The sequence below is a fragment of the Thalassospira alkalitolerans genome (assembly GCF_002115745.1).
GTDB lineage: Bacteria > Pseudomonadota > Alphaproteobacteria > Rhodospirillales > Thalassospiraceae > Thalassospira > Thalassospira alkalitolerans.
Map to the genome: position 1 here is coordinate 56,410 of NZ_JFKB01000016.1, position 11,973 is coordinate 68,382.

Consider the following 11,973-nt stretch of genomic DNA (forward strand, 5'->3'; position numbering starts at 1 on the left):
ATGAAAGAAACCGCCGGTCAACAGACCGGCGGTTCGAGTTGCAGGGCGAACGGGGAGTTCCGCCCCGGCGCGATCTCCTGCCACGGGGGATATGGCCGGGGTTTTCCCCCGCCGGTATCCAGGCAATAAAAAACCGGCCCTTTAGGCCGGTTGTGTATTTAGGGACGGACTGTGTGCCGCGACAAATTCTTTGATCTTTTGCAGGACAAAATCGCGGGATGAATTTTCACGGGTGCGAAACAGAACTTCGCGGTCATGAATGACAAGGCCAAGATAAACCGGATCTTGCTGGTCTTCCTTGGAGAGTTTCAACGCTCGAAGGGTGTGACCAAGGTCATCCGTGCTCTGATAAACGGTACGCATGATGCTTTAACCTGCTTTCAGTCCTAAACGGGAAAAAGAAGCTTACAGTGTTCTTATGACAGCCAAGTTTTTCGCTGCGATGACAGCATTATGATGGTTTGAAGACTCTTTTGATCCTCAACCGTAAAAGGCAATGACAAAGCGGTTCAAAACGCTGGTGGTTTCATGTGCCGGGTTTGATAAAAAGAAAACAACCAAATCGCCCGTTTCGAGCATTGACATGAACCGAGGCGATGTTTAAGAAAGGCGTCGTTCCGCACGGAACACCAAAGAGATAGAGGGCAAGTGGCCGAGTGGCTGAAGGCGCTCCCCTGCTAAGGGAGTATAGGGTCAAAAGCCCTATCGAGGGTTCGAATCCCTCCTTGCCCGCCATTGATCAAGGCACCCGCACAGGGTGCCTTTTTCTTTTGCCGGATTCCCATATAACCATCACTGACATAAAAAACGCGATGATTAACATCACCGCGTTTTGTGTATGTTCATTTTGGCTGACGGATTGATATCAGGTGAAGGCGTTAAACGTGATGATCGTTTGGGTGTCTTTGATATGGGGCAGCAGGTGGATTTTTTCGTTCACATAGCGCCCGATATCGTGGCCTTCTTCGATATAGACTTTTACCAGCAATTCGAACGGGCCGGAGATCGAATAGACTTCGGATACGCCCTCGATTTCTTCGACCAGTGAGGTGGCAACGTCATAGGCTTTGCCCAGATCGCATTTCACGAAAATGAAAAAGGGATGCATCGGTGTCGCTCCGGTAGGGGATGAAAATTCTGCCCCAAGCTATCGCGGTGCGCGCGGGGTTTCAATCTTTACTGCGGGGGAATTGCCCTGTCAGGGGACAAAAGCGTGCCGAAATCACGATTGCGGCGGGCGGCGCAGCATTTCCAGGTGTTTGATCCGGGCGCGGACCTGTTCGGGATTATGTTGGCCGACCCCTTCGAGAAGGGTTTCAAGCATCACCATGCTGGCCGCCGAACTATCCCATGTTGTGCCGGTTTCGATCCGGACGGGAAAAACATGGCGGGCGAACTGGGCGATGGGGCTGAGCCACTGGTCGGTAAACAGGATGATTTTGGCATCCTGCTTGTAGGCGGCCTCGGCAAAGGCAATGACATCGGATTGATAGCGACGCACATCAAACACCAGCAACACATCGCGTTTGCCAACATCAAGAAGGTCTTCGGCCCATTTGGCGCTTTGGCCGGAAACGCGGCGCACATGGCTGCGCATGGTGCGCAGATGTTCATAGGCATAAACCGCAAGGGCGGATGTAAACCGCCCGCCCAGCAAATAGACCGATCCCTTGCAATCACCGATCAGTTCAATCGCGTTTTGCAATTCGGCGGGATTGATATTGCCAAGGCTGGTGCGGATATTGGCAATCGTGGCCTCGGCCATGTCATGAAGCAATTCGCCCATCGGATGGCCGGAATGATTGCGCGCCCGCGGCAGGCTGCTTCGGGTGAGCGGTGATTGCAGGCGGGCTTCAAGTTCGCCGCGCAGACGGGCCTGCATATCGGGATAGCTGTCAAAGCCGATCTTGCTGGCAAAGCGCAGCACGGTCGGGGCAGACACACCGCACCGTTCGGCAAAGGTCGCCACCGTTTCAAGACCGGCCATCGGATAATTGCCCAGCAGGGCCTGCGCCAGCTTGCGTTCCGATGTGGTCAATGTATCGGCTTTTTGCGTGATTTGTTCGGCGACTGTTGGTTTTGCTGCCTGTTGCGTCACATCCAAAAGCGATCTTTCCCCGTTTGATGCCATTGCGTTGAAATGGCGAAACCCCCGCAAGGTGCAGTTGGGCGCGATTTAACCTATCCATCATACAAATACAATGATTGTAACGAATTTTACAATATCTGATATTCTTGTCATCAAAATTGAAATCATGTAACGTTCGTTACAGAAGGGGTTAAACCCGTGCCGCGAAAAGCGGTGCAATAATTCAACGGCTTGGCAAAAGTCGGTCGCCCGGGAGGCGGTTCATCACACGGCATGGCCCCGCAAGAGGGCTGTGTACTCAAGGGGATGCATATGGGTTGTCAGGGCCGCGGATATTTCCATCCAGAACAGGCAATGATGTTGCGACTGTCCGGTTTGACCGGACGGTAGGGGATCAGTTGTGACGTCACATGTGGTGTGTTTATCGCACGGCATGCTGGCGCGATGGTTGGGATTATGTCTGCACCTGTCAGGTCAGCCGCTTTTGCGATCGATAGAATAGGGAGATGTTTTGGGGTGGCGTTAAATGCCTGAGTTTATAAAAACCTATGTCAGATGGGTGGAGCGCTTTAACCGGATCGTTGGCCGATTTGCCATGTATCTGATTTTCGCGATGCTTGGCGTCTTGCTGTATTCATCGGCGACCAAGATGATGGAATTTCCGGCGCTTTGGACGCTGGAAATGGCACAGTTTCTGATGGTGTCGTACTTCCTGTTGGGCGGGGCCTATTCGATGCAGCTTGGATCGCATGTGCGCATGGATTTGCTGTATGGCGCGTTATCGCCGCGCAAGCAGGCCGGGCTTGATGTGATCACCATCCTGTTTTTGATCTTTTATCTTGGTTTTCTGCTGTATGGCGGGCTGTCATCGACCTCCTATGCGATCCAGTACAACGAAACCAGTTATTCAGCCTGGTCACCGCCGATGGCGCCGATCAAGGCAATCATGTGTTTTGGAATATTCCTGATGTTGCTGCAGGCAATTGCGACCTTCTTTAAGGATTTGGCAGCCGCCCGCGGGGAGAGCCTTTCATGAGTTATGAGATGATTGCTCTTCTGATGTTTTCCACGATGATGCTGATGCTTCTGACCGGGAAACGGGTTTTTGGCGCTATTGGTTTTGTTGCCGTTATCTTTGCCCTTGGCATGTGGGGGGATGGCGGTTCGGAAATGGCATTCAGTGCCGCGATGAAGCTGATGAAATGGTATCCGCTTCTGACGCTGCCGCTGTTTGTTTATATGGGCTATATGCTGTCCGAATCCGGGTTGGCCGATGACCTTTACCGGATGTTCCACGTTTGGATGGGGCCGGTGCGTGGCGGGCTTGCCATCGGGACCATTGTTTTGATGGTCGCGGTTTCGGCGATGAACGGGTTGAGCGTTGCCGGGATGGCCATCGGGGCCAGCATCGCCTTGCCGGAACTTTTGCGCCGTGGCTATGACAAGGTCATGGTTACCGGGGTGATCCAGGCGGGCAGTTCGTTGGGCATCTTGGTGCCGCCAAGTGTGGTTCTGGTGCTGTATGGCATGATCGCGCGCCAGCCGGTCGGGCAGCTTTGGCTGGCCGGGGTTTTCCCCGGATTGCTGATGGCGGGCATGTTTATGCTGTATATTGCCATCCGGTGCTGGTTGCAGCCCGAGATGGGCCCGGCACTTTCGAAAGAAGAACGTGCGGAAATTACCTGGGCCGACAAGATTGGTTTGCTGAAGGCCGGTGTTGTGCCGTTGTTCATCTTTTTCTCGATGACCGGTTTGTTCCTGATGGGGATTACCTCGCTTGTTGAAAGTTCGGCTGTTGGCGCGCTTGCCGCGACCATTGCCGCGCTTGCCAAACGGCGTTTGAACCGTGCGGTTATGGAAGAAACCCTGCGCAAGACATTGTCGATCAGCTGCATGTTCATGTGGATCATTCTGGCCGCATTGGCATTTGGTGCCGTGTTTGACGGATTAGGCGCGGTCAAGGCGATTGAAAGCTTGTTTGTTGATCAGCTGGGGCTGGGCCCCTGGCAGATTTTGATCATGATGCAGATTTCATTCGTTCTGATGGGCATGTTCCTTGATGACACCGCGATGCTGGTGATTGTGGCACCGCTTTATGTGCCGCTTGTCGGGGCGCTTGGCTTTGATCTGGTTTGGTATGGCGTGCTGTACACGATCACCTGTCAGATTGCCTATATGACGCCGCCGTTTGGTTACAATCTGTTCCTGATGCGTGCGATGGCCCCGCCGGAAGTGACGTTGAAGGACATCTATAAATCCATCACGCCGTTTGTGATCATCATGGCGATGGCGCTTGGCATTGTGATGGTGTTCCCGCAGATCGCGTTGTGGCTGCCGGAATGGCATTACGCCCGATAATCTTTCTGGCCGGGGGCCGCATGATCGCAGCACCCCGGCCGGAACCATAATCAGAATGATTAGACTAATCAGACGATTAAATGCGCCCTTAAACAGGGCCAAAAACAAGGCCCCAAAAGCCGGGCTGCAGAAACAAGGGAGGAGCGAATTTCTATCAGGAGGAGGTGCTGCCAGACCCGATATACGGGCAGGGCAGTTTGACGATCGTTTCAACAAACTTCATCGATCAGGGAGATGAAAAATGACCAACAGACGTGGTTTTATTAAAAAAGCCGGCCTTGCGACAGCCGCAGCCGGTACCACTGCTTTTGCCGCACCTTATGTTAAAGCGCAGAATGCCAAAATTACCTGGCGTCTTCAGACCTATGCCGGTCCGGCATTGGGTGAACACGTGATCAAGCCAGCCATTGATGCCTTTAACAAGGTTGCCAATGGTGAAATGGAAATCGAACTTTACTATGCCGATCAGCTGGTCCCGACCGGTGAGTTGTTCCGTGCCATGCAGCGCGGCACCATTGATGCGGTTCAGTCTGATGATGACTCGATTGCAGCCCCGGTTGATGTATCGGTGTTTGGCGGTTATTTCCCGTTCGCAACCCGTTACAGCCTTGACGTTCCGGTCCTGTTCGAAGAATACGGCCTGAACGAAATCTGGGAAGAAGCATACGGCGAAGTCGAAGGCGTTAAATGGCTTTCGGCCGGTTCGTGGGATCCGTGCCATTTCGCGACGGTTGATCCGATCAACAGCCTTGCCGATCTTAAAGGAAAGCGCGTCTTTACCTTCCCGACGGCGGGTAAATTCCTGTCACGCTTTGGCGTTGTTCCGGTGACGTTGCCATGGGAAGACATCGAAGTTGCCGTTCAGACCGGCGAACTTGACGGTATTGCATGGTCGGGCATCACCGAGGATTACACGGTGGGTTGGGCAGATGTGACCAACTACTTCCTGACCAATAACATTTCCGGTGCATGGTGTGGGTCGTTCTTTGCCAATGAAGAACGCTATAACGAGCTTCCAGAACACCTGAAAGTTCTGCTTAAGCTTTGCATGGATAGCTCGCACTATTATCGCCAGCATTGGTATTGGGGTGGTGAAGCCAAACTGCGTACTCAGGGTACGAAGATGAAGCTGACATCGATCCCGGATGCAGAATGGGCAACGGTTGAAGCCGAAGCGCATAAATTCTGGGACGAGATTGCAGAGACTAGCCCGCGTTGCGCCAAGGTCGTTGAAATCTTCAAACAATATGCTGCTGTGATGGAAAAAGCTGGCAAGCCGTATCGCTACAGCTAAGCCAATGGGGCCGGTCAATTTAGGCCGGGCAGGGTGGCAGGGGCGAATTTCGCACTTGCCACCCGAAATCCCCCGTAAAACAAGGGATTTCACCTTTGTAATGAATTATACAAAATGGCAAAATATTTGTTTAATTGTTGGTCTGTGTAATATATTTTACAAAACAAGACGTCAAAAGACGCGACCATAAAACGGGCAGGAACGGACAAAATCGGTCCGCGCAACACAATAATAAAGCCCAATTCACAGGAGGCCGCCGATGCAGGCGAAGGATGTCAAAACTGCCGATGACGCACGGAAACTGATCCAGGAACGCGATATCAAATTCGTCAAAATCGGTATTTTCGACGTCGATGGAATTATGCGCGGCAAATATATGCATCGCGACAAATTCCTGTCGGCGCTCGATAGCGGTTTTGCCTTTTGCGATGTGGTTCTGGGCTGGGATTCCAATGATCAGCTTTATGATAAATCGGAATTCACCGGCTGGCACACGGCCTATCCGGATGCGCCGGTGCGTGTGATTCCGGAAAGTTGCCGCGAATTGCCGATGGAAGAAGGCACCATCCTGTTTTTGGGCGAGTTCGAAGGACGGGCCGAAACCGTTTGCCCGCGTGGCACGTTGCGCCGTGTTATCGATAAAGCATCGGACATGGGATATGACGTTTCAGCGGCCTGTGAGTTCGAGTTTTTCCTGTTTGAGGAAGACCCGCATTCAGTACGTGAAAAGAACTATCGCGATCTGAAAAACATCACGCCGGGTTTCTATGGTTATTCGATGCTGCGCAATTCGGTGCATTCGGAATTCTATCATGACCTGATGGAACTGAGCGAAAGCATGGATTTCCCGATTGAGGGACTTCATACCGAAACCGGCCCAGGGGTTTTGGAAGCCGCCCTGACCCATGATGAGGCGATGAAAGCCGCCGATAAGGCTGCACTTTTCAAGACTTTTACCAAGGTTTTGGCCCAGCGCGCGGGATGGATGGCGACATTCATGGCGAAATGGTCCCCCGATTGGCCGGGGCAGTCGGGACATATGCATGTTTCGCTTAAGGGCAAAGATGGCCGGGCGGCGTTTTATGATGCGAACAAGCCCCATAACATGTCCGATGAAATGCGTTGGTTCCTTGGCGGTCAGCAAAAATTGATGCCGGAACTGTTGTCGATGGTCGCATGTACGGTAAACAGTTATTCCCGTCTGGTTCCGGGTTTCTGGGCACCAACCACGGCGACATGGGGTGTTGAAAATCGTACCACAGCCCTTCGTGTTATTCCGGGCAGCGCCAAGTCGCAGCGTGTCGAATATCGGATTGCGGCGGCGGATATCAATCCTTATATCGCGCTTTCAGCGGCTATCGGGTCGGGGCTTTGGGGTATTGAGAACAAGGTAGAGCCGGGCGACATGGTTGTTGGCAATGCCTATGCCCAGGAATTCCCCGACGACACGACACTGCCGTCAACATTGTATGAAGCAGCCGGACGCCTGCGCAAATCGGATGCGGCAAAATCATTGTTTGGCGAAGAATTCGTAACCCATTACGCCCAGTCGCGTGAATGGGAAGAACGCGAGTTCCGCAAGGCGATTACGGATTGGGAATTACAGCGTTACTTCGAAATTATTTGATCTGGCACGCGGGGCGGCGCATCGTCGCGCCCGCGTCAGATTGACCACCGTTACACAGCTTACGCGCCCTAACTCATTGTCCAATTGTGAGGCATTATGTCTGAGAGTTTACGCACCATCTCGCCGGTTGATGGATCTGTTTATGTCGAACGCCCGCTTGCCGGTGCGACCGAGATCAACAAGGCCCTTGATGTTGCCCGTGCGGCCCAAGCCGAATGGCGCCGCGTGCCCGTTGCCACCCGTCAGCAAATCTTGCGCAAGGCAGTTGCCGCCTTTGTCGCCAAGAAAGACGAAATTGCCGCCGAGATCAGCTGGCAGATGGGCCGCCCGATTTCACAGGCCGGTGGCGAGGTTGCCGGTTTCAAGGAACGTGCCGATTATATGATCGACATCGCGCCCGAGGCGCTTGGCGATTACAATCCGGGCGAAAAGGCCGGTTTTAACCGCTTTATCCGCCGCGAGGCATTGGGTGTTGTTGCGATTATCGCTCCGTGGAATTTTCCGTATCTGACAGCGGTTAACGGTGTTGTTCCGGCCCTTATGGCCGGCAATGCGGTGGTGTTGAAACATTCGCACCAGACCCCGCTTTGTGCCGAACGTTTCGCCGAGGCATTTGAAGCCGCCGGTTTGCCCAAGGGCCTGTTCCAGTATTTGCATCTTAGCCATGCGGATGCCGAAAAGCTGATGGGCGATATCCGGGTTGATTTCGTTAATTTCACCGGTTCGGTTCCGGGCGGTCATGCCGTGCAAAAGGCCGTGGGCAGCAAGTTTATTGCCACTGGTATGGAACTTGGCGGCAAAGACCCGGCCTATATCCGGGCGGATGTCAATCTGGACCATGCCGTGGAAAACATCATTGACGGGGCGTTCTTTAACACCGGTCAGTCGTGTTGCGGGATTGAACGCATTTATGCCCATGAAAGCGTCTTTGACGCGTTTGCGGAAAAAGCCGCCGATTTGGTATCGCAATACCGCCTTGGCAGCCCGATTGATACCAATACCAATCTTGGCCCGATGGTGCGGACATCATCGGCCGCCTTTGTGCGCGGGCAGGTTGCGGATGCGATCCGTGACGGTGCCAAGGCATTGGTTGATCCGGCGAAATTTGCCGCCAATAAAGAAGGCACGCCATATCTGGCACCACAGGTTTTGATCAATGTCGATCATTCGATGCGCGTGATGACCGAGGAAAGCTTTGGCCCGGTTGTCGGCATCATGAAGGTGAAATCCGACGAGGAAGCCATCGCGTTGATGAATGACAGCGAATTCGGTTTGACGGCGTCAATCTGGACCGCAGATGAAGACGTCGCGCTTTCGATTGGTGACCGTCTTCAGACCGGGACGGTTTTCATGAACCGTGCAGATTACCTTGATCCGGCATTGGCTTGGACGGGTGTCAAGAATTCGGGACGTGGTTGCACGCTTTCGAAACTGGGATACGAATCTTTGACCCGGCCGAAAAGCTTTCACCTGCGGACCACGATTTAACGGCGCGTTTAACGCGCAAAGGATACAGAGATGACCAAAAAGATTGTTGGAAACTGGAACTTCCCGACGTCGGTGCGTTTTGGCCCGGGCCGTATTGCAGAATTGGCAGATGCCTGTAAGGCAACCGGCATGAAAAAGCCGCTGTTGATCACTGATGAAGGTCTTAAAGACCTGCCGATGGTGCGTGATGCCATTGCCGCCAACGAAGCCGCCGGTTTGCCGACCGGGCTGTTTGCCGGTGTTAAAGGCAACCCGACGGGTAAAAACGTCGAAGATGGTTTGGCGGTTTACCGTGCAGGCGGTCATGACGGTGTGATTGCCTTTGGCGGTGGGTCGGGACTTGACGCGGCCAAGGCGGTTGCCCTGATGGCCGGTCAGACCCGTCCGATGTGGGATTTCGAGGATGTCGGTGATTGGTGGACCCGTGCCGATCCGGACGGTATTGCGCCCATTGTTGCTGTGCCGACGACGTCGGGCACCGGTTCCGAAGTTGGCCGTGCCAGTGTCATCACCAAGGAAGACACGCATGAAAAGAAAATCATCTTCCATCCTAAGATGTTGCCAGCAATCGTGATTTCCGACCCGGAACTGACCGTGGGCCTGCCAGCCCATGTGACGGCGGCAACCGGTGTTGATGCGTTTGTGCATTGTTTTGAAGCCCATTGCGCACCGGGTTATCATCCGATGGCCGAAGGTGTGGCGCTTGAAGGGATGCGGTTGATTGCCGATGCATTGCCGCGGGCCTATGACGATGGCAAAGATATCGAAGCCCGTGCCGACATGCTGGCGGCGGCATCAATGGGGGCAACTGCGTTCCAAAAAGGCTTGGGCGGTGTTCACGCGCTTGCCCATCCGATCGGGGCGATTTTTGATACCCATCACGGCCTGACCAACGCCATCCTTTTGCCCTATGTCATGCGGGCCAATCGTCGTGCGATTGAAGGCAATTGCGAAATCATCTGTCGTCTTTTGAACCTTGCCGCGCCGAGTTTTGACACTTTGTTTGAATGGGTTTTGGGGTTCCGAACCCGTCTTGGCATCGTCAATACGCTGGCGGAAATTGGTGTGGATGTGAACCGTGCCGATGAAGTTGCAACCAAGGCAAAGGCCGATCCGTCGGACGGGGGCAATCCGATTGATCTTTCGGTGGCGGAATATGCGGCAATCTTCCGCCGTGCCTGTGCGGGTGATCTTGGTTGATCCGAACCAACGATAATTAAAATAATAACGGGATCAAGGTGTTAGTATGGAAAACGTCAGAAAAATCCTGATTGTTGATGGTAATCGTCACGATGTGAACGCGCTTAACCGTTCATTGGGCGGGTCGCCATCGGGCGAAGGATATGAAGCGGCCCTGCGACGCCTTGATCCCGATCTTGATATTACCATTGTTCGGCCTGCGGATGACGGGCCGGATTGTTTGCCCAAGGGTGTCAAACTGACCGATTTTGATGGCATTGCCTGGACTGGATCAGCCCTTAATGCCTATATCGATGAAGATGCGGTTTTGAACCAGTTGCCGTTGGCCAAGGCGACGGTTGAAACCGGTTTGCCGGTATTTGGCAGTTGTTGGGGCATGCAGATTGTTGCCCGTGCCTTTGGCGGCGAAGTTCGTGCCGCGCCCAAGGGGCGTGAAATTGGTGTGGGCCGGATGATCCGCCTGAACCGGGTAGGGGTTTCCCATCCGATGTATCGGGGGAAATCGGCGTGTTTTTCCGCACTGACTGTTCATATGGACGAAGTTTGCGTGGCCCCCAAGGGGGCGGTGATCCTTGCCGGGAACGATCACAGCCATATTCAGGCATTTGCGATGGAAAATGACGGGATGAAATTCTGGGGCGTGCAATATCACCCGGAATATACCTTGGCCGAATTGGCCGCTATTTTCCGCCGGTATGGGCAGCGCCTTATTGATGCGGGGCTTTTTGCCGATCAGGATGCGCTTGAAACCATGTCGGCCAATTGGGTGACATTGCATCAGGACCCGGATCGTCGTGATCTGGCCTGGCAATACGGCATTGATGATGACGCATTGCGTTATGAACGCCGCCTGATTGAACTTGCCAACTGGTTGAAATATTCAGTCGGCACGAAAACGGTTTAAATCGTTTCCTTGGCGGCGGTTAAGGCCCGTTTCCGAACTGATTTCAGATCAAGGTTCCACACGGTCGTGCCCTGTGTTTCAGCCGTCAGGCTTGCCATGGCAAGGCCGGTGGCAATGGCATCATCAAATGCGGCACCCGGTTTTCTAAACGTTGACAGGAAGCCTGAATAAAACGCATCACCCGCGCCGTTGACGTCAACAACCTTGGTTGGCAGGGGCCGCCAGAACGCCATTTCAGTGTCATCTGCGGATACAACGCCCATTGCGCCCAGCGTGATGACCATATGTTTGATACCATGTTGACGCAGGGCCATGACGGCCTTTGGTGCGTCGGAAATCTCGTTGATTTCAATGCCGGTCAGGACTTTGGTTTCGGCACGATTGGCAATCAGCAAATCAATCCTGCCCAGAACCGGTTTGAGGCGTGCAGCCTTGGACGGGGATACGGTGGCGGCACAGAATTTTGATGTTTGTTTTTGATCGGCCAGCCAGTCCAGCGTTTCCATTGGCAGATTGACATCGACCATCCACCAGGGCCAGCAGCGCAGATTGCCAAGTTGACCGGCCAGAAAATCGGGGGTCAGCCGGTCATAGACCTCGGCATCCATCAGGCCCAGCGCCAGTTCACCGGTTTCGTCAAGGATGGCGGTGTAACCCGCCGTATGGCCGCCCGGAATTTTGCGAATTTGGCGGGTATCAATGCCAAGTTCGGACAGGGATTGAACGATTTGATCCCCATCGCCGTCATCGCCAACCGCAGAAAGGATCGCGACATTGCAGCCCAGAAGGCGCAAATGAACCGCGATATTGCGACTGACACCGCCCGGTTTGTGATGCAGGGTCCGCACAGGGTTTGACGCCGCAGGCACGAATGTTTCCGTGCATTGCAGGGTGCGGTCGAAATGGGCGGCACCGAGGCAAAGAATATTGGCCGATGGTTTGATCAAGGCGATGCTCTGTTTCTTATCTGTTGATTTTTGAGGACTAGGTGTTGTTTACATTCATTGACAACA

General features: G+C 53.7%; 11 protein-coding genes and 1 tRNA gene. 8 read left to right on the top strand and 4 right to left on the bottom strand.

Annotated features, from left to right (window positions below):
* Nucleotides 1-141 precede the first annotated feature (141 nt).
* Nucleotides 142-363, bottom strand: a complete 222-nt coding sequence (locus TALK_RS18220) for a hypothetical protein (protein ID WP_085620581.1) — start codon at nt 361-363, stop codon at nt 142-144.
* Between the two features lie 279 nt (nt 364-642).
* Between TALK_RS18220 and TALK_RS18225 the strand changes: the two genes are divergently transcribed.
* A tRNA-Ser gene (locus tag TALK_RS18225) sits at nt 643-735 on the top strand.
* A 130-nt stretch (nt 736-865) separates the two neighbouring features.
* On the opposite strand, the gene TALK_RS18230 is transcribed toward TALK_RS18225, so the two are convergent.
* Together TALK_RS18230 and TALK_RS18235 are read right to left on the bottom strand one after the other, a co-directional pair.
* Nucleotides 866-1,108, bottom strand: coding sequence for an Lrp/AsnC ligand binding domain-containing protein (locus tag TALK_RS18230; protein WP_085620582.1), 243 nt, complete (start codon nt 1,106-1,108; stop codon nt 866-868).
* 114 nt (nt 1,109-1,222) lie between these two features.
* Complete coding sequence (locus TALK_RS18235) at nt 1,223-2,098, bottom strand: MurR/RpiR family transcriptional regulator (protein WP_169715073.1); 876 nt, start codon at nt 2,096-2,098, stop codon at nt 1,223-1,225.
* Between the two features lie 517 nt (nt 2,099-2,615).
* On the opposite strand from TALK_RS18235, the gene TALK_RS18240 reads away from it, so the two are divergent.
* The 7 genes from TALK_RS18240 to TALK_RS18270 all read left to right on the top strand — a co-directional run bounded on the left by TALK_RS18240 (nt 2,616) and on the right by TALK_RS18270 (nt 10,960).
* Nucleotides 2,616-3,125, top strand: a complete 510-nt coding sequence (locus TALK_RS18240) for a TRAP transporter small permease subunit (protein ID WP_085620584.1) — start codon at nt 2,616-2,618, stop codon at nt 3,123-3,125.
* Nucleotides 3,122-4,447, top strand: coding sequence for a TRAP transporter large permease (locus TALK_RS18245; protein WP_085620585.1), 1,326 nt, complete (start codon nt 3,122-3,124; stop codon nt 4,445-4,447). Before TALK_RS18240 ends, TALK_RS18245 begins: the two co-directional genes overlap by 4 nt.
* Before the next feature lie 241 nt (nt 4,448-4,688).
* The gene (locus tag TALK_RS18250) at nt 4,689-5,741 is read left to right on the top strand and encodes a TRAP transporter substrate-binding protein (RefSeq protein ID WP_085620586.1); all 1,053 of its coding nucleotides are present in this window, start codon (nt 4,689-4,691) and stop codon (nt 5,739-5,741) included.
* A gap of 259 nt (nt 5,742-6,000) precedes the next feature.
* Entirely contained in the window at nt 6,001-7,368 is a 1,368-nt protein-coding gene (locus tag TALK_RS18255; RefSeq protein WP_085620587.1) for a glutamine synthetase family protein, read from the top strand.
* A 96-nt stretch (nt 7,369-7,464) separates the two neighbouring features.
* Entirely contained in the window at nt 7,465-8,856 is a 1,392-nt protein-coding gene (locus TALK_RS18260; RefSeq protein ID WP_085620588.1) for an aldehyde dehydrogenase family protein, read from the top strand.
* 30 nt (nt 8,857-8,886) lie between these two features.
* A complete protein-coding gene (locus TALK_RS18265; RefSeq protein WP_085620589.1) occupies nt 8,887-10,056 on the top strand; it encodes an iron-containing alcohol dehydrogenase in 1,170 nt (389 codons plus the stop codon).
* A gap of 46 nt (nt 10,057-10,102) precedes the next feature.
* Nucleotides 10,103-10,960: a type 1 glutamine amidotransferase gene (locus TALK_RS18270; protein ID WP_085620590.1), complete on the top strand. Its 858-nt coding sequence runs from the start codon at nt 10,103-10,105 to the stop codon at nt 10,958-10,960.
* On the opposite strand, the gene TALK_RS18275 is transcribed toward TALK_RS18270, so the two are convergent.
* Complete coding sequence (locus tag TALK_RS18275; RefSeq protein WP_085620591.1) at nt 10,957-11,907, bottom strand: carbohydrate kinase family protein; 951 nt, start codon at nt 11,905-11,907, stop codon at nt 10,957-10,959. The genes TALK_RS18270 and TALK_RS18275 overlap by 4 nt on opposite strands.
* Between the last annotated feature and the right edge of the window lie 66 nt (nt 11,908-11,973).